Annotated in this window: 16 protein-coding genes; 10 read left to right on the top strand and 6 right to left on the bottom strand. The window is 75.0% G+C overall.

The annotated features are described in order from the left end of the window. The 3 genes from E1300_RS37595 to E1300_RS37585 form a co-directional block, all read right to left on the bottom strand. Window positions 1-144 (bottom strand): SDR family NAD(P)-dependent oxidoreductase (locus E1300_RS37595; RefSeq protein ID WP_131761889.1); only part of this gene is annotated, 144 nt, incomplete at its 3' end. Between the two features lie 148 nt (window positions 145-292). Then, complete coding sequence (locus E1300_RS37590) at window positions 293-1,627, bottom strand: acyl-CoA dehydrogenase family protein (protein ID WP_131761888.1); 1,335 nt, start codon at window positions 1,625-1,627, stop codon at window positions 293-295. After that, window positions 1,624-2,325: an enoyl-CoA hydratase/isomerase family protein gene (locus E1300_RS37585; protein WP_207400178.1), complete on the bottom strand. Its 702-nt coding sequence runs from the start codon at window positions 2,323-2,325 to the stop codon at window positions 1,624-1,626. Before E1300_RS37585 ends, E1300_RS37590 begins: the two co-directional genes overlap by 4 nt. A 101-nt stretch (window positions 2,326-2,426) precedes the next feature. Here E1300_RS37585 and E1300_RS37580 point away from each other — a divergent pair, with 101 nt between their 5' ends. The 4 genes from E1300_RS37580 (at window position 2,427) to E1300_RS37565 (ending at window position 7,352) form a co-directional block, all read left to right on the top strand. Next, on the top strand, window positions 2,427-3,689 hold the full coding sequence (locus E1300_RS37580) for a hotdog family protein (RefSeq protein ID WP_207400177.1): 1,263 nt from the start codon (window positions 2,427-2,429) through the stop codon (window positions 3,687-3,689). Further along, entirely contained in the window at window positions 3,686-4,897 is a 1,212-nt protein-coding gene (locus E1300_RS37575; RefSeq protein WP_207400176.1) for an acyl-CoA dehydrogenase family protein, read from the top strand. Before E1300_RS37580 ends, E1300_RS37575 begins: the two co-directional genes overlap by 4 nt. 152 nt (window positions 4,898-5,049) lie before the next feature. Then, a complete protein-coding gene (locus E1300_RS37570; RefSeq protein WP_165503174.1) occupies window positions 5,050-6,561 on the top strand; it encodes a class I adenylate-forming enzyme family protein in 1,512 nt (503 codons plus the stop codon). Beyond that, window positions 6,558-7,352, top strand: a complete 795-nt coding sequence (locus E1300_RS37565) for an enoyl-CoA hydratase/isomerase family protein (RefSeq protein WP_131761886.1) — start codon at window positions 6,558-6,560, stop codon at window positions 7,350-7,352. The genes E1300_RS37570 and E1300_RS37565 overlap by 4 nt, the downstream gene beginning before the upstream one ends. Before the next feature lie 139 nt (window positions 7,353-7,491). Here E1300_RS37565 and E1300_RS37560 read toward each other — a convergent pair whose 3' ends face one another. Beyond that, entirely contained in the window at window positions 7,492-8,310 is an 819-nt protein-coding gene (locus E1300_RS37560; RefSeq protein ID WP_131761885.1) for an enoyl-CoA hydratase/isomerase family protein, read from the bottom strand. 67 nt (window positions 8,311-8,377) lie between these two features. Here E1300_RS37560 and E1300_RS37555 point away from each other — a divergent pair, with 67 nt between their 5' ends. Genes E1300_RS37555 through E1300_RS37540 form a run of 4 tightly spaced genes read left to right on the top strand, consistent with a single transcriptional unit; the run spans window position 8,378 to window position 13,625 of the window. Beyond that, window positions 8,378-9,631 carry a CaiB/BaiF CoA transferase family protein gene (locus tag E1300_RS37555; RefSeq protein ID WP_207400175.1) on the top strand — a complete coding sequence of 418 codons (1,254 nt, stop codon included), beginning with the start codon at window positions 8,378-8,380 and terminating at the stop codon, window positions 9,629-9,631. 48 nt (window positions 9,632-9,679) lie between these two features. Then, window positions 9,680-10,591: an SDR family NAD(P)-dependent oxidoreductase gene (locus E1300_RS37550; protein WP_131761884.1), complete on the top strand. Its 912-nt coding sequence runs from the start codon at window positions 9,680-9,682 to the stop codon at window positions 10,589-10,591. Beyond that, on the top strand, window positions 10,591-11,838 hold the full coding sequence (locus E1300_RS37545) for an acyl-CoA dehydrogenase family protein (protein ID WP_131761883.1): 1,248 nt from the start codon (window positions 10,591-10,593) through the stop codon (window positions 11,836-11,838). The genes E1300_RS37550 and E1300_RS37545 overlap by 1 nt, the downstream gene beginning before the upstream one ends. Window positions 11,839-11,891: 53 nt before the next feature. Then, window positions 11,892-13,625 carry a class I adenylate-forming enzyme family protein gene (locus tag E1300_RS37540; RefSeq protein ID WP_207400174.1) on the top strand — a complete coding sequence of 578 codons (1,734 nt, stop codon included), beginning with the start codon at window positions 11,892-11,894 and terminating at the stop codon, window positions 13,623-13,625. 177 nt (window positions 13,626-13,802) lie between these two features. Here the strand turns inward: E1300_RS37540 and E1300_RS37535 are convergent, their stop codons facing one another. Both E1300_RS37535 and E1300_RS37530 read right to left on the bottom strand, forming a co-directional pair. Next, complete coding sequence (locus tag E1300_RS37535; RefSeq protein WP_131761882.1) at window positions 13,803-14,918, bottom strand: acyl-CoA dehydrogenase family protein; 1,116 nt, start codon at window positions 14,916-14,918, stop codon at window positions 13,803-13,805. Window positions 14,919-14,923: 5 nt separating this feature from the next. Next, window positions 14,924-16,285 (bottom strand): ABC transporter substrate-binding protein, encoded by a 1,362-nt coding sequence (locus E1300_RS37530; RefSeq protein ID WP_131761881.1) that lies wholly within the window; start codon window positions 16,283-16,285, stop codon window positions 14,924-14,926. 126 nt (window positions 16,286-16,411) lie between these two features. Between E1300_RS37530 and E1300_RS37525 the strand changes: the two genes are divergently transcribed. After that, window positions 16,412-16,858, top strand: coding sequence for a nuclear transport factor 2 family protein (locus tag E1300_RS37525; RefSeq protein ID WP_131761880.1), 447 nt, complete (start codon window positions 16,412-16,414; stop codon window positions 16,856-16,858). Between the two features lie 26 nt (window positions 16,859-16,884). Further along, window positions 16,885-17,282, top strand: a 398-nt coding sequence (locus tag E1300_RS37520) for an AMP-binding protein (protein WP_165503173.1), incomplete at its 3' end; no start/stop codon positions are given.

Raw genomic sequence — 17,282 nt, 5'->3', positions numbered from 1 at the left:
CGCCTCGGCGAGCCGGTCCGCGCGGCGCGCGGTCAGCAGGACCCGCGCCCCGTCCCGGACCGCCCGGACGGCCAGCGCCCGGCCGATGCCCGCGGAGGCGCCCGCGACGACGACGCGGCTGCCCGCGAGAGATGTGCTGCCCATGGATACCGCGCTCTTCCGTCGGGGGTGGGGGTCTCGGGGCGGTACGGCCCGGCTCCTGCGTCCGGGCATTTTGTAGACTTGATGATATATATTTTCGCCGGGATGCCAACCGGTGGACCAGGCCCGCCCGGTGGTCCCGGGCATGTCCTCAACCGCGCGGAACGTCGCGCCAGGGCCTGCCCTCCCACGGGTCGGGTTCCTTGGGCAGGCCCAGCACCCGTTCGGCGAGGATGTTCCGGTTGACCTCGCTGGTCCCGCCCTCGATGGTGTTGGCGCGGCTGCGCAGCATGCCGCGGACCTCGGCGGGCATCGCGCCCGCGTAGTCGGCCGGGTCGCCCTCCCAGGCCGTCCCGGCGAGGCCGAGCATCCGCGCGGCCGCCTCCTGGATCCGCTGGTTCAGCTCGGAGCCGTGCACCTTGCCGATCGAGCTCTCGGGGCCGGGGGACAGGCCGGCCGTCAGGCCCGCGCGCACCCGGTCGTTCGTCCAGCCGCGGATCTGCTCCTCGCACCACAGCCGGACGATCCGGTGCCGCGTGCCGGGGTCGTCCCAGCCGTGCGGGAGACCCTGCTCCGCCCGCTCCCGGGCCAGCCGGACGAGCCGCCGGGTGCCGGAGCCGCCGATGCGGTCCACGCCGCCGGAGCCCGTCCCGGAGACCATCTGCCGCTCGCCGCTCAGCGTCGCGCGGGCGACCCGCCAGCCCTCGCCGACCGTGCCGACGCGCAGGGAGTCGGGCACGACGGCGCCGTCGAGGAACACCTCGTTGAAGTCGACCTCGCCGCCGATGTGCCGCAGCGGCCGCACCTCGACGCCGGGCTGCCGCATGTCGAGGAGGAAGTAGGTGATGCCCTTCCGCTTGGGCGCGTCCGGGTCGGTGCGGGCCAGCAGCACGCCGAAGTCGGCGAGGTGCGCCCAGGTCGTCCACACCTTTTGCCCGGTGATCCGCCAGCCGTCGCCCTCCCGGACGGCCCGCGTGGCGAGGGACGCGAGGTCGCTTCCGGCGCCCGGCTCGCTGAAGAGCTGGCACCACACCTCCTCGTTCGCCACGATTTTCGGCAGGAAGCGCAGGCGCTGCTCGTGGGTCCCGTGCTCGAACAGCGCCGGGGCGGCGAGGTTGAGGCCGAGCGGGTTGAGGCGCGGCAGGTGGTGGCGGGCGAGCTCCCGCTCGGCGGCGCGGGCCAGGGCGCGCGGCCAGCCGAGGCCGCCGTACTCGGCGGGCCACTGCGGCACGACGAGCCCGCTGCGGGCGAACGCCGGGTACCAGGCCCAGTACCGCTCGGGCCGGCGGACGGCCCGCACGGCGCTCGGGCCGCCCCGCTCGGCCGCCTCGCGCCAGGCCGCCGGGACCTCCGCCGCGATCCAGTCCCGGACGGCCCGGACCGCCTCGTCCTCCGTGCCGCAGTTCGCCAAGGCGGCCTTGTGGGAGCCCTCGTCCAGGGGCTTCCGGGAGTCTCCTTCTCGGGGAGAGCCCGGTTCGTCGGTCATCGGTCGATTCCTCTCGCCTCGCTGAGCCCGCGTTCCAGGGCGTCCCAGAGCGCGCGTTTCGTCGCGGCGACCGCGGCCGGATCGTTGCGGGCGAGCAGCTCGCCGAGCCGCTGCGCGGCGGCCCGCAGGCCGGCGGCGGGCACCACCTCGCTCACCCAGCCGAGCCGCAGCGCCTCCGCCGCGCCCACCCGCTCGTGCGCGCCGGTCAGCGCCATCCGCGCGACGGCGGTGAACGACGCCCGGCGCGCCAGCCCGATCGTCTCGAAGGCGCTCACCTGGCCGACGCTGACGTGCGGGTCCAGGAAGGAGGCCCGGTCGGAGGCGATGGCGATGTCGGAGTCGGCCACGAAGTGCAGGCCGCCGCCGGCGCACACCCCGTTCACCGCCGTGACGACCGGCGTGCCGACGCCGCAGTGCCAGGCCGTCAGCCGCAGGTCGGCGCGGCGCGTCCGCCGGGACATCTCCCGCAGCGCGCCGGGGTCCCGGCTGAGCTGCGCGACGTCCAGGCCGGTCTGGAAGGCGCGGCCGGCGCCGGTGACCACGATCGCGCGGACGGCCGGGTCCGCGTCCAGGTCCGCCCAGGCGCCCGGCAGCGCCGCCATCATCGCGGCGTCCATGGCGTTGCCCACCGACGGCCGGTCGAAGACCAGCCAGCCGACGGGGCCGTGCCGCTCCACCCGCAGGCCGTCCGCGTCCACGCCGCCTCCTCGCCGCCCGCCCTTGGTTCACTGGAATCAATATTGTATAAAATAGCCATGTGGTTGCACAGGGGCGCGCCCCGCGCGCGCCGGGAGGGCGGGTGAGCGGCGTGGCCACCGGCACGATCACCGACGCGGGCGTCGAGCGCCTGCGCGCCCGCATCGGGATCCCGCAGGCCTACCCCGCGCCCCCGCACTACCGGCGGCCCGGCGAGGACGCCTTCCGGCACGTCGCGTGGTCCTACGGCGACGACAACCCGCTGTGGTCCGACCCCGGCTACGCGTCCGGCACCCGCTGGAAGGGCGTGATCGCGCCGCCGCCGCTCGTCGGCGGCGACAGCCTGATCGGCGAGGACGCGCTCGGCGACGCCGAACTCGCCCGCCAGGACGAGCTGCGCGGCGACCCGCTGCGCGGCGTCCACGCCTTCTACGCGGCGAGCGAGCGGGAGTGGTGGGCGCCGCTCGCCCCGGGCCACGAGATCCGTCGGCGCACCGCCCTGGTCGGCGTGGTCGACAAGCCGAGCGAGTTCGGCGGACGCGGCGTCCAGGAATGGACCGCGCAGGCCTTCCAGACCCGGGACGGGACGCTGCTCGGCGCCCAGCACCGCATGATGTACCGCACCGAGCGGGGCAAGGCCCGCGAGCGCAAGAAGTACGACGGCGTCGCCATCGAGCCCTGGGACGAGGACGGCATCGCCGCGATCGACGAGGCGTACGCGGCCGAGGCGCCGCGCGGCGCGGAACCCCGCTGGTGGGAGGACGTCCGCGAGGGCGACCCGATCGGCACGCTGGTCAAGGGGCCGCTGACCGTCACCGACATGGTCTGCTGGCACGTCGGCATGGGCATGGGGATGTACGCCGTCGCCCCGCTGCGGCTCGCGTACAAGAACCGGCGGCGCATCCCGCGCTTCTACCACCGCGACGAGCTGGGCGTCCCCGACGCCATGCAGCGCGTCCACTGGGATCCGGCGTTCGCCCGCAGGTCGGGCAACCCGACCACGTTCGACTACGGGCGGATGCGGGAGACGTGGATGATCCACGCGCTCACCGACTGGATGGGCGACGACGCGTGGCTGTGGCGGCTGCGGGTCGAGTTCCGCCGCTTCAACTACGTCGGCGACGTCCAGTGGGTGGAGGGCGAGGTGACCCGCCGCTACCTCGCCGAGGGCGGGCGGCCGGCCGTCGACCTGGACCTGCGCACCCGCAACCAGCGCGGCGAGACCACCTCGCCCGGCTCCGGGACGGTGCTGCTGCCGAGCCGCGAGCACGGACCCGTCCGGCTGCCGGACCCGCCCGGCGGCGCGACCACTCTGGAGGGCGCCTTCGAGGCCGCCATCGGACGGTTCGCCGGAGCGCGGCCGTGAGCGCCCCAGATCGTCCCGGTGGCGACCGTCCCGGCGGCGCCGACGACCTGCGGGTGCTGCGCCGCGCCGTCCGCGAGGCGCTCCACGACCTTTCGCCGCCGGACGAGGTCAGGCGGCAGATGGAGACCGAGCGCGGCTGGGACCCGAAGACGTGGCGCCGCCTGTGCGGCGAGCTGGGGATCGCCGGGCTCGCGGTCCCGGAGGACCTCGGCGGCGCGGGCATGTCGTACGTGGAGCTGGGCGTGGTCTTCGAGGAGGCCGGCCGCGTCCTGCTGTGCGCGCCGCTGCTGTCCACGGCGGGCCTGGCGATCCCCCTCCTGCTCGCGCTCGACGATGCGGACGCGCGGCGCGAGCACCTGCCCGGCCTCTGCTCGGGGGCGCGGGTCGCGACGGTCGTGACGGCCGCGCCGGACGGGCGTCCCGTCCACGACAACGCCACGGTCGATGCCGTCGCGGACGGGCCGGGCTTCGCCCTGCGGGGCTCGGCGGGCTTCGTGGTCGACGGAGCGGATGCCGACCTTCTGCTCGTGCCCGCGCGGACGGCCGACGGGACGGCCGTATTCGCCGTCGAGGCCGGCGCCCCCGGCCTCGGCGTGACGCGCCTCGTGACACTCGACCCCACGCGCAAGCAGGCGGCGCTGCGCTTCGACGGCGTGCCCGCCCGGCGGCTCGGCGAGCCCGGGCCGGACGCCGCCCGCGCCCTCGCGCACGCGCTGGACGTGGGCCGCGCCCTGCTGGCCGCCGAACAGGCCGGGGGCGCGTCATGGTGCCTGGACGCGGCCGTCGCGCACGCGAAGTCGCGCGTGCAGTTCGGCCGTCCCATCGGGAGCTTCCAGGCGGTCAAGCAGAAGGCGGCGGAGATGCTGGTGCGGGTCGAGTCGGCCCGCTCCGCCGCCATGGCCGCGACCCAAGCGGCGGCCGAGGCGGCGTCCAGCCTCGCTGCCGGTTCCGGCGTCGTCGGCGGGCGGAGCGCCGGTGAGCTGCGGGACCTGCCCGGGCTCGCCGTCACGGCCGCGATCGCCAAGGCGTACTGCTCGGAGGCGTACGCGTTCGTCGCCGCCGAGAACATCCAGCTGCACGGCGGCCTCGGCTTCACCTGGGAGCACGACGCCCACCTCTACTACAAGCGCGCCTGGACGGGCGGCGAGATGCTCGGCCGCCCCGACGAGCACATCGAGGGCCTGGCGCGGCACCTCGAAGGCGCATGAGGACGCCGGCTCGCGGTCACGAGCCGGAACGGCGGCCGGACAGCGTCCGCGCCGCCCGGCACCCCGTCCTCCGGGACCCCGGCTCCGCGCCCGCCGGGACCCCCGGAGGACGGGTCTGCGCGGCACCGGCCGCGGCGCGGAAGGAGCAGGGTATGCCCGAGCAGGAGGAGCCCGGCGAGGGGCTGGCCTCGTTCCTCACCCGGCACCCCGCTCCGCCGGGAGATCCCGTCCTCCATTGGAAGGACGGCTCGCTCACGCTGGCGGAGCTGACGGCGGCGACGCGGGAGCTGGCCTACAGGCTCGGGCCGGTCGAGCGCCGCCCGGTCGCCTGTGTCGTGGACGCGGGGGCGGACGCGGTCGTCGCCATGTTCGCGACGTGGCTGGCGGGCGGCGTGTACGTCCCGGTCAACGCGCGGCTCCGTGACGCCGAGGTCCGCGACCAACTCGCTGCGACGGAACCGGAGGCCGTCATCGTCTCCGCGGGGCAGGAGGACAGGGTGCCGCCCGGCCTGACCCGCCTGGTCGGCCAGGGGAACGGCACGTGGACGGCGCACCCCGCGTCCGCGCGCCCGTCCGGTCCCGCGCTGCCGGACGGCGCCGCGATCATCGTGCGGACGTCCGGGACCACCGGGGCGTCCAAGGCCGTGGTGCTGACCCACGCCGGGGTGCGCGACGGCATCGACACCGTCATCGCCAAGCTGCGCAGCGGCCGGGCGGGGGAGGGGCGCGGCGACCGTCCGCCGATGCCGAACCTCATCCCCGCCTCCCTCGCGCTGTGGGCGGGCATCTGGAACACGCTGTTCGCGTTCCGGCTCGGTGCCCCCGCCGTCCTCCTCGACCGGTTCGACCCGGTGGACTTCGCGGCGCTGGTGCGCCGCTTCGGGATCAGATCGTCCATCCTCGCCCCGGCCATGATGACCATGCTGGCCGACGACCCGCGCGTCACCGACCTGGCGCCGCTGCGGATGGTCCGGTCGGTGACGGCGCCGCTGCCGCCCGCGCAGGCCCGCCGGTTCCGCGACCGGTTCGGCGTCGCGATCCTCAACTCCTACGGGCAGACCGAGCTCGGCGGCGAGGTCGCCGGGTGGACGGCCGCGGACGCGCGCGAGTTCGGCGACGCCAAGCTCGGCGCCGTCGGCCGCCCGCACCCGGGCGTCGCCGTCCGGATCCTGGACGAGGCGTCCCGCGACGTGCCGTCCGGCGAGGTGGGGGAGATCTGGATCCGCTCGTCGTTCCGGACCGGCGACGGGCAGATCGAGGAGGGCCGCCTCGCGGACGGGTTCCTGCGCACCGGGGACCTCGGCCGACTGGACGCCGACGGCTTCCTCTGGATCGAGGGCCGCGTGTCCGACATGGTCAACCGCGGCGGGCTGAAGATCGTGCCGCAGGAGGTCGAGGAGGTCCTGCGGCGGCATCCGCAGGTGGCGGACGCGTGCGTGGCGGGCGTCCCCGACGAGCGGCTGGGCGAGGTGCCCGTCGCCTGGGTCCGCCCGCGCCCGGGCGAGGCCCCCGACGCGGACGCCCTGCTGGCGGCGGTCCGCGAGAGCCTCGCGGGCTACAAGGTCCCCGTGGCGGTGCGGTTCGTCGACGACTTCCCGCGCAACGAGATCGGCAAGGTGCTGCGGCGCGAGCTGGCCGCGGGCTACGGAACGGGAGAGCGATGAACTACGAGACCCTGGCGGTCGAGCGGCGCGGGCACGTCGGCTGGCTCGTCTTCGACCGGCCGGACCGGCGCAACGCCATGAACAACCTCATGCGGGACGAGCTGCGCCGGGCCTGGACCGAGCTGGCCGGGGACCCCGAGGTGCGGGTCATCGTCAACGCCGCCAACGGCCCCGCGTTCCAGACCGGCGCCGACGTGCTGGAGCTCGCCACCGACGGGATCGGGATGGAGCGGTACCGCGCGTCGGTCGAGGCGTGGGACATGGGCTTCACCTCGTGGCAGCTCGGCATCGACAAGCCGGTGATCGCCGCGGTCAACGGGATCTGCGCCGGCGGCGGGCTGCACTTCGTCGCCGACGCCGACATCGTGCTGGCCGCCTCGGACGCCGCGTTCACCGACCCGCACGTGTCGGTCGGGCAGGTCAGCGCGATCGAGACGATCGCGCTGATGCGCAAGATGCCCGCCGAGGCCGTGCTGCGGATGGCCCTGGTCGGCCGGTACGAGCGGATGAGCGCCCGGCGCGCGTACGAGCTCGGCATGGTGAGCGAGGTCGTGGACCCGCCGGAGCGGCTGCGGGACGCGGCGCAGGAGCTGGCCGAGAAGGTCGCCCGCAACTCGCCCGCCGCGCTCCGCGCCACCAAGCGGGCGCTGTGGGGAGCGTTCGAGCACGGTCTCACGGAGGCGTGCAAGGCGGGGGCGGCCGAGCTGACGGGCCTGTGGGGCCACCCCGACCAGGCCGAGGGCCCCGCCGCGTTCGCCGAAAAGCGCGAACCGCGCTGGAAGACCGACTGACACGCAGCCCCGGCCGCCAAGCCGCCCGGCCGGGAACGCCGCGCCGCCACGCCCCGCCGGGACGTCCCGCCGGGATGCCTTGCCGGGACGCCGCGCCGGGACACCGCGCTGGGACGCTTCGCCTGGACCTGCGCGGGGGTCAGCGGCCGCCGAAGTCGGGGGCGCGGCGCTCGGCGAAGGCCCGCATGCCCTCGCGGAAGTCCGGGCTGCGGGAGCTGAGCTCCATCGCGTACGCCTCCTCGGCCAGGTGCCGCCGCAGGTCGTTGTCGGGCGCGGCGTTGAGCAGCGCCTTGGTCAGGCCGAGCGCGACGGTCGGACCGGCGGCCAGCTCGGCGGCGAGGTCCTCGGCGGCGCCGGGCACCTCGTCCGCGCCGACGGCCGCGTGCGCGATCCCCCACTCGACCGCCTCCTCGCCGCTGAACTTCCGGTCGAGCATCAGCAGGCGCCGGGCCCGCGCGGGTCCGACGACGCGGGGGAGCAGCCAGGTGCTGCCCGAGTCCGGGGTGAAGCCGCGCCGCAGGAACGGGTACCAGAACACCGCGTCGCGGGCGGTGACGGTGAAGTCGGACGCGAGCGCGATCTGCGCGCCGATGCCGGCGGCCCAGCCCCGCACCGCGCACACGACCGGGAGCTGGAGGTCGAGCAGCAGCGGGATGAGGCGGTTGGCCTGGGTCGGGAGGCGGCGCTGGATGCTGCCGGTGCGGGGCCTGGGCGCGCCCGGCGCGGCGGCGTTGCGTCCCGCGATGTCGAAGCCGCTGCAAAAGTCGCCGCCCGCGCCCGCCAGCAGCACCGCCCGGACGGAGTCGTCGGTCGCGGCCGCCTCCAGGTTCCGGATGAGCGCGGCGATGGAGACGTCGTCCAGGGTGTTGCGGTGCCCGGGCCTGTCCAGGGTGAGCCGCAGGACGTCCCCGCGCGCCTCCGCCCGCAGCCCGTCCGCCGATGCGTACCGATCGTCCACGGAGCGCCCTTCCCTGCGGCGAGTGTAGTTTATATATAATAAACAAAACGTCGGACCGGGAGGTGCGGTGGACGGGAACGCCGAACGGCGGGGGCCGGACCTGCTGTCCGGGCTGCGGGTCGTGGAGTGCTCGATGCTCGGGCCCGGGGCCGTGTCCACGCCCCTGGCCGACCTCGGCGCGGACGTGATCAAGGTGGAGCCGCCGTCCGGGGACTACATCCGCTCCATGAGCTGGCCCATCGTGGACGGGGTGTCGCTGCTGCACCTGCACATCAGCCGGGGCAAGCGCAGCATCGTCCTCGACCTGCGCACGGAGGCGGGCCGGGACACCTTCCTCGAACTCGTCGCCACGGCGGACGTCGTGGTCGAGGCGATGCGCCCCGGCGGCCTCGAACGGCGGGGCCTCGGCTACGAGCGGCTGCGCGAGGCGAACCCGCGCGTCGTCATGTTCACGATCAGCGGCTATGGGATGACCGGGCCCTACCGTGACCTGCCGAGCCACGGCATCGCCTACGACGCGTGGGCGGGCACGGTCGCCCCCGAGCCCGGTCCCGGCGGCATGCCGACCATCCCCGACCACACGTCGATCGGCATCACGGCGGGGCCGCTGTTCGGGACGGCGGCGATCCTCGCGGCCGTCCTCAAGGCCCGCGAGACCGGTAAGGGCTGCCATCTGGAGGTGGCGCAGTCCGACGCGGCGGCGGCCTTCGACTGGCTGCGCAGCGAGGGCCACCGGGCCTACGCGCGGCCGGACGCGGAGGTCACCGGCAACCCGGCGGACGGGTACGAGCGGCGCCCGCCCGGCACCGCGGGCATGGCCGACGGCGTCCGCTACCAGTTCTACGCGTCCGCCGACGGCCACGTGCTGTTCATGGCGTCCGAGCGGGAGTTCTGGCGGAACTTCTGCGCCGCGACCGGCCGGGACGACCTGTACGAGCGCCGCCCTGGGGAGCGGCTCGCCGACCACGCCCGCGGCGACCTGGAGTTGCGGCGCGAGCTCGCCGGGGTGTTCAAGGAGCGCACGACCGCGGAGTGGGTGGAGTTCGGGCTGCGGCACGACGTCCCGATCGGGCCGGTCAACACACCCGCCACCCTCCCCGCCGACCCCCAGTTCGCCGCGCGCATGCCCTGGCAGCCGGCCGACCGGCTGGCCGCCGACCAGCTCCCGTTCCCGGTGCGGGTCGTGGGGGAGGCGCCGCCCGCCGCGCGGCGCCGCGCCCCGCGGCCGGGCGAGCACGGCGAGGAGATCCTGCGCGAGGTGCTCGGCCACGGCGACGAGCACATCGCGCGGCTCCGCGCGGCCGGTGCGCTCGGGACCTGACCGCGGGCCCGGAAGCGGCCGACCGTACCGACCCCTAGGAGGCAACCCGTGTCCCGACTGCTGGAAGACAAGATCGCCATCGTGACGGGGGCCGCGCACGGGATCGGCCGGGGGCACGCCCTCGAACTGGCCCGCCAGGGCGCCCGCGTGGTGGTCAACGACCTCGGCACCACCGTCCGCGGCGAGGGCGCCGGGCAGGACGCCGACGACGTCGTGAAGCTGATCGCCCGGCGCGGCGGCACCGCCGTCGCCGACTACGGCGACATCGCCGACACCGACCAGGCCCGGGCGCTGGTCGACCGCGCCGTGGACGAGTTCGGCCGGGTCGACATCGTCGTGAACAACGCCGGGATCGCCCGGGACAAGGCCATCTGGAACATGGACCCCGGCGACTTCGACGCGGTGATGCGCGTCCACGTCCGCGGCACCTGGCTGATGACGCACTTCGCGGCCCGGCACTGGCGCGGCCGGGCCAAGGCCGGCGAGCGGTTCACCGGCCGGATCGTCAACACGACGTCGGGCGCGGGCCTGTCCGGGAACTTCGGGCAGAGCAACTACGCCACCGCCAAGGCGGCGATCGTCGGGCTGACGCTGACCACGAGCCTGGAGCTGTACCGGCTCGGCGTCACGGTCAACGCCGTCGGGCCGGGCGGGATGACCCGGCTGACCGCCACAATGGGCGCGGACCTGGAGGCCTTCGAGCCCGACGAGCTGGCCGAGGACGAGTACCACCCGATGGACCCCGCGGGCAGCTCGCCCCTGGTCGCCTGGCTCGCCAGCGACGAAGCTCAGCACGTCACGGGCCAGGTCGTCCGGGCCATCCACGACAAGATCCATCTGATGGAGGGGTGGCGCGAGGCCGCCACCATCGGCAGTGACGGGAAGCGTTGGGACGCCAATTCGCTCGGGATGCGGATGGCGACCGACGTCTTCGGCACCCGCGCGCCGGGCCTCCGCTGATGGGCGCGGGCGACGCGCGGGACACTCCCGGGCAGGCGGCGTTCCGCGTGCGGGCGCGAGAGTGGCTGGCCGCGAACGCCCCGGAGTTCGCCGGGACGGTCCGCTCCCAGGTGCACTTCGAGGCGGCGGTGTCCGCCGAGCAGTACGAGAAGGACGAGGCCGAGAGCGTCCGCGCCGCGCAGGCGTGGCAGACCCGGCTGCACGAGGGCGGCTGGGCCGGGATCTCCTGGCCGGAGGCGTTCGGCGGGCGCGGCGGCACGCCCGCCGAGGAGGCGGTCTTCGCGGCGGAGGCGGCGGCGTACGACGTGTCGGTCGGGCCGCTGCTCGTCGGGCTGTCCATGGTCGGCCCGACCCTCATCCGGCACGGCACCCCGGACCAGCGGCGCGAGCACCTGGGGCCGCTGCTGCGCGGCCGGCGCGTCTGGTGCCAGCTCTACAGCGAGCCGCAGGCGGGCTCCGACCTCGCCGCGCTGCGCACCCGGGCCGTCCGCGACGGCGACGCGTTCGTCGTCACCGGGCAGAAGGTCTGGACGTCCGCCGCGCGATCGGCGGACTGGGCGATCCTCCTCGCCCGCACCGACCCGGACGTCCCGAAGCACCGGGGCATCACCTACTTCCTGCTCGACATGCGGACGCCCGGCGTCGAGGTGCGGCCGCTCCGGCAGATGAACGGGTCGTACCACTTCAACGAGGTGTTCCTCGACGCCGTGCGGATCCCCGCCGGGAACGTCGTCGGCGAGGTGAACGGCGGCTGGGCGGTGGTGCACACCACCCTCGCCAGCGAGCGCGCCATGATCGGCGGCGGGGGAGGGGCGGCCGCGGGCGAGCTGCTCGCGCTGGCCCGCGCCCGCGGCCGGGACGCCGACCCGCTCGTCCGGCAGGCCATCGCGGAGATCCACGTCCTGGACGAGGTCCTGCGCGTCCTCGGCCTGCGGATGCGGTCCGCGCTGAGCCGGGGCGCGCCGCCCGGCCCGGAGGGCTCGATCATGAAGCTGCTGGTGGCGCGGCGCGCCCACGAGGCCGCCGGGACCGCCCTCGCGATCGAGGGGCCCGCGGCCCTGCTCGCCGGGCCGGACGCGCCCGCGCGCGGCCACTGGCAGCAGCGGCTGCTGAGCGCCCAGGGCCTGCGCATCGGCGGCGGCACCGACTCCATCCAGCGCAACGCCATCGCCGAGCGGATCCTCGGCCTGCCCAGGGAGCGGGCGGCCGACCGCGAGGTGCCCTTCCGCGAGCTGCCGTCGGGCTGACCGCCCGGCGCCCGCCCACCCCACCGCCGCGCGCTCCGCCCAGGGAGACCACCGTGAACGAGGACACCGCCGTCACCGGCACGCCCGTCACCCTGGAGTGGCGGGGCGACGCACTGCTCGACGACGGGCTGCGGGCCATGCTGACCGGGCCCGGCGCCCCCTTCGAGCGCCGCGTCGAGGACGTGCTCGGGGCGCCCGCCGAGGTGTTCGTCCGGCGGGCGCCGAACGTCCCCGCCCTGCTCGCGGACGCGGCGGAGCGCACGCCCGACGCGGTCTACCTCGCGTTCGCCGAGGACGGCCGCGTCCTGACGTTCGCCGAGGCGCACCGGCTGGCGGCCGCGTACGCCGCGGTCCTCGCCGTCCGGTACGGCGTCGGCGCGGGCGACCGGGTCGCCGTCGCGGCGCCCAACGGCCTGGAGCACCTCACCGCGCTCTGGGCCGCGCTCGCGCTCGGCGCCGTCGTCGTCGGCCTCAACGGCTGGTGGACGGCGGACGAGCTCGACCACGGCATCGGCCTCACCGAACCGGCCCTGATCCTCGGCTCGGACAAGCCCCTCGCACGCCTGCGCGCCACCCGGGCGGCGTCCGGCGGCGTCCCGATCGTCCCCCTGGAGGACCTGCACGCCGCCGCGGCGCTGCCCGACCCGCCCGCCGGCCTGCCCGCCGTCCCGATCGCCGAGGACGACCCGGCGGCGGTCATGTTCACCAGCGGCACGACCGGCCGGCCGAAGGGCGCCGTCCTGTCCCACCGCAACATCGTGCACTTCGGCCTGTTCGGCGGTCTCGGCGGCGCGGTCGCCGCCCTGACCGGGCCGCCCGGACGGCGCCAGGCGCCGCCCGGCGAGCAGCGCGCCGCCATCCTGTCCAACCCGCTGTTCCACGTGTCGGGCGCCTGCGTCGCGCTGGCCAACGCGCCGATGTTCGCCCTCAAGCTCGTCCTGCCGCCCAAGGGCCGCTGGGACGCGGAGGCCGCCCTGCGCCTCACCCGCGACCACCGCCTCACCCAGTGGACCGGCGTCCCCACCCACTTCTGGCGGATGCTCACGCATCCGGACTTCGACCGCTACGACACCTCGCGGGTCGTGTCGATCGGCAGCGGCGGAGCCACCCTCGCGCCGGAACTGCTCCGCCTGATCGAGGAGAAGCTGCCCGGCGTGGGCGTCACCAACGGCTACGGCATGACGGAGACGACCGGGACCGGGACCTTCCTCAACGGCCGCGAGATGGACGGCCACCCCGCGTCGGTGGGCGCGGCGGCCCCCACCGTGCGGGTGCAGGTCCGCGACGAGGAGGGGAACCCGCTGCCCGAGGGCCAGGTCGGGCGAATCCACATCAGTGGCGGCGGCGTCTTCCTCGGCTACTGGCGCGACCCGGAGGCGACCGCGGAGGCGCTCACGCCCGACCGCTGGTACCGGTCGGGCGACTACGGCCGGATCGTCGACGGCGTCCTGTACCTGGAGAGCCGGATGCGCGACCTCATCATCCGCGGCGGGGAGAACATCTACCCGATCGAGATCGAGTACCGCCTGGTCGAGCACCCGGACGTGGACGACGCCTGCGTGATCGGCGTCCCGCACCCGGTGCTCGGGCAGGAGGTCAAGGCCGTGGTCGTCCCGCGCCCCGGCGCCGTCCTGACCGCCGGGGAGGTACGGGAGTGGGCGGCGGGCGCCCTCGCGTCCTTCAAGGTCCCCGCCCACGTAGAGTTCCGCGACGCGCTCCCGTACAACGAAACCGGCAAGGTAATAAAACGCCTCCTAGAACCCCCCACCGACCCCGCTCGTCGCTGATCGCCGCCACTGACCCGGCCCACACGCCGGGAACCGGACGGCGCTGGACGCCCGGCATGCGGGGGTTCCGCGGCCGCTGCGGCTGGCGGACCTGCGCAACGTCGTGTGCGTCCGGCTGGTGCCCGCCGACAAACTCTCGGAGGACTCCCTCTGCATAGTCGCTACCGGGTTCGCGGGTCAGGGGGGCGCTGCCTCTAGGTGGCGGATGAGTTGTTCGTGGTGGTGTGCCGTGTCGCCGAACAGTGCTTGGGAGCTCTTGGCGCGGCGGAAGTACAGGTGCGCGGGGTGTTCCCAGGTGACGCCGATCCCGCCGAGCACCTGGATGGTCTCCGTGGCGACCCGCATGTAGGCGTCGGCGCAGCACGCCTTCGCGAGCGCCGCCGCCGCGGGGAGGCCGGCCGGGTCCTCGGCGGCGGTCCACATCGCGTGGTGCGCCGCCGCGCGCGCCGACTCCACCTCGACGTACATGTCGGCGCAGGCGTGCTTCACCGCCTGGAAGGCGCCGATCGGCCTCCCGAACTGGACGCGGGTCTTGGCGTGTTCGACCGCCGTCTCCAGCAGCCGTTGGGCGCCGCCCGCGCACTCGGCCGCGAGGGCGACGGCCGCGTGGTCCAGGACGGACGCCAGGACGCGCGGGCCGTCGTCCGCCGCGCCCACCGGCAGGGCCGGGGTGTCCGCGAACTTCAGCCGCGCGAGTTTCCGGGTCGGGTCCAGGGTCTCCAGCGGGGTGCGGGTGAGCCCGGCGGCGTCGCCGGAGACCGCGTAGACGCCGGTGCCCGCGTCGCCGTCCGCGAGCACGAGGATGAGGTCGGTGGTGCCTCCGTCGAGGACGAGGCCGGACGTCCCGTGCAGGAGGCGCCGTCCGCCGGAGTCGCGCACTCTGACCGGTGAGATGGCCTCGGATCCGGGCTGGTCGAAGGCCACGGTGGCGATCGTGACGCCGCAGGCGATGCCGGGCAGCAGCTCACGCGCCGCTCCGGCGTCGTCCGAGGCGAGGATCGCGCGCGTGGCGAGGACGCAGCTCGCCAGGTACGGAGCGCACAGGAGCGCCCGGCCCATCTCCTCCATCACGATTCCGGTCTCGACGGGACCGCCGTCACCGCCGCCGAACTCTCCGGGGACGGCGATGCCCTGGAGGCCGAGCTGCGAGCCCATCCGCGACCAGGCGTCGCCGTCGTAGCCCTCGGACGTCTCCATGAGCCTGCGGACCTCGGGCTCCGGGGAGGTCTCGGCGAGGAAGGCCCGGACGGCGCGGCGCAGCTCCTCGTGCTCGTCGCTGAAGGCGAGGTCCACCGGCGTCAGCCGTCCGCCGGCTTGAGCAGCGGCGAGCGGGTGTTCGACGGCCAGGCGGGCCGGTGGTAGCCGCGGAAGTGCAGCTCGCCGCCCCGCAGCTCGCGAACGGTCAGGAAGTCGCCCTTGTAGCCGCGGTGGTCGTACTCGGCGAAGGTGATGTAACAGCCGGGGCCGCCGTTGGTGCACGGCATCCACTTGATCTTCTCCAGCCCGATCTTGACCTCCTCCGGGGTGGCGATCCTCGCGTTCGCGATGCCGTGGACGGCGGCGCGGGCCGTGTCGTAGGAGAGGGCCACGACGACGTTGCGGGACACGCGGCCGAACCGCGCCTCGAACCGCTCCAGCATGGCCTCGTAGTTCGGGTTGGCGCCGTCCTCGCCGAGCTGGTCGACGCCGTGCCAGCCCTCCAGGCCCTCCGCCCACGCGTTGGAGTTGGAGTAGAACATGAACGCCGTCCCCATGAAGCGGGGCGGGTCCCAGCCGAGGGCCTTGAAGGCGTCGGCGAAGTGGAACGTCGAGTAGCCGTACCCCATGTACACGATCGCCTCGGCGCCCTGCTCCCGCATGGTCGCCAGGTGCTGCTGGAAGTTCCGGGGGTTCGGGGTGAGGCGGACCTCCTTGACCACGTCCAGGTCGTACTGCCGCGCGGCCATGCGGAAGTAGTCGGCGTACAGGTCGCCGGACGACCCCTGCTCCCAGAAGAAGCCGACCTTCCCGAGGTCGTTCTTGAAGCACCAGGCGGCGGCCATGGCGCCCTCGACGGGGATGTCGCCGTTGGCGACGGTGAAGCAGTACTCGCCGTGGAACAGCGTCGTGCCCGTCCAGCCCAGGCAGGGGACGCCCGTCGCGTTGATCGTCTCGCGCAGGTTCACCGAGTTGTCGGAGATGAACGGGCCGATGACGACCACGCAGCCCGCGTCCACCAGCCTCCGGTAGCCCTTGCGGACCTTGAGGTAGTTCTCCCTCGGCAGGCCGCGGGCGTCCACGGTGACGATCTCGACCGGACGGTCGTAGACGCCCTCGTTGAGCGCGTCCTCGATCGCGAGGATGACCGGGTCGAGCAGGTCGGCGAGGAGCTGGCCGAGGTCCATGTCGATCAGCACGCCGATCTTCACCGGCTCGAACGGGTCGCCCTGCCCGACCACGCCCCGCGTCGGCGGGTAGACGACGATCGACTCGACCGCCTTCTCGCCGATCCGCCCGCTGCCCTGGTACCAGCGCTCGTTCTGGTAATCCCCGCCCTCGCCCGTCCCGGTGTCGGTCCCGGACCGGACCGTCGCGACCGCCCGGTCGGGACGCGCGATGCCGTGGTCGACCGGGGCCGGGAACATGCGTTCCGCGTGCCGCGCGCCGTCCTGCTCGGTCATGGGCGAACTCCCTTCGGCCGCCGGTCCGCGGCGGTTCGTGCAGGTCCCGTTAATTTATATATAAAATCCATTCTGCAACAAGGTGGCGGCGCCCGCCTCCGGGCGCCCGCGGGAGGGAGTGCGGCCATGACCGGTCCGGACGCCGGGGACGGCGGCGCGGGGAGCCCGGACGCGCGGCTCGTCCGGGACGAGCTGGAGATCCGCGGGGTGCTGGCGCGCGTCGCGCGGTCCTCGGACATGGGGAGCCTGGAGGACTACGGGTCCCAGTTCACCGAGGACGCCGTCTGGGTGATGCCGGGCCACCCGGCCAGGCGCGGGCGCGCCGAGATCGTGGCCGGGGGAGCGGCGCGGCGCGCCGAGGGCGTCGCCGGGCCGGGGAGCCGCAGCCGCCACGTCATCAGCACCGTCACGGTCGCGCTGGACGGCGCGTCCGCCGTCGCGGAGTCGTACTGGCAGTTCTACGTCGACACCGACTCCGCTCCACGCCTCCAGTCGATGGGCTGCTACCGCGACGCCTTCCGGCGCGAGGCGGCGGGCTGGCGGCTGGCCCGCCGCGACATCACGGTGGGCTGACCGGCCGCAGGAACCCAGGAGGCCGGATGGACGCGTTCACCGCCGCACCGGACACGCTGCCAGGAGTGCTGGAGCGCGCCGCTGCGCGGTTCCCGGACGCGGCGGCGCTTGTCGAGGGCACCCGCACCACGTCCTACGCCGCCCTGCTGGAGGCGGCCCGCGCCGCGGGCGCCGGACTCGCCGAGCTCGGTGTGATGCCCGGCGACCGGGTCGGCATCTGGCTCCCCAACGGCACGGACTGGGCGGTCGCCGCCTACGGCGCGTCGTTCGCGGGCGCGGCCGTGGTCCCGCTCAGCACCCGCTACACCGAGCCGGAGGCCGCCGGGATCATCACCCGGTCCGGGTGCGCGGCCGTCGTCGCGCACGGCCGCCTGCTCGGCCGCGACCTCGGCCTCGCGGCGGCCCGCGCCGGCGCGCCGCGGGT

Origin of the sequence: Actinomadura fibrosa, assembly GCF_900659615.1 — a bacterium.
In the GTDB taxonomy this organism is placed as follows: Bacteria; Actinomycetota; Actinomycetes; order Streptosporangiales; family Streptosporangiaceae; genus Spirillospora; species Spirillospora fibrosa.
The sequence above is the reverse complement of the archived record's forward strand: the minus strand, read 5'-3'. Positions and strand labels throughout refer to the sequence as shown.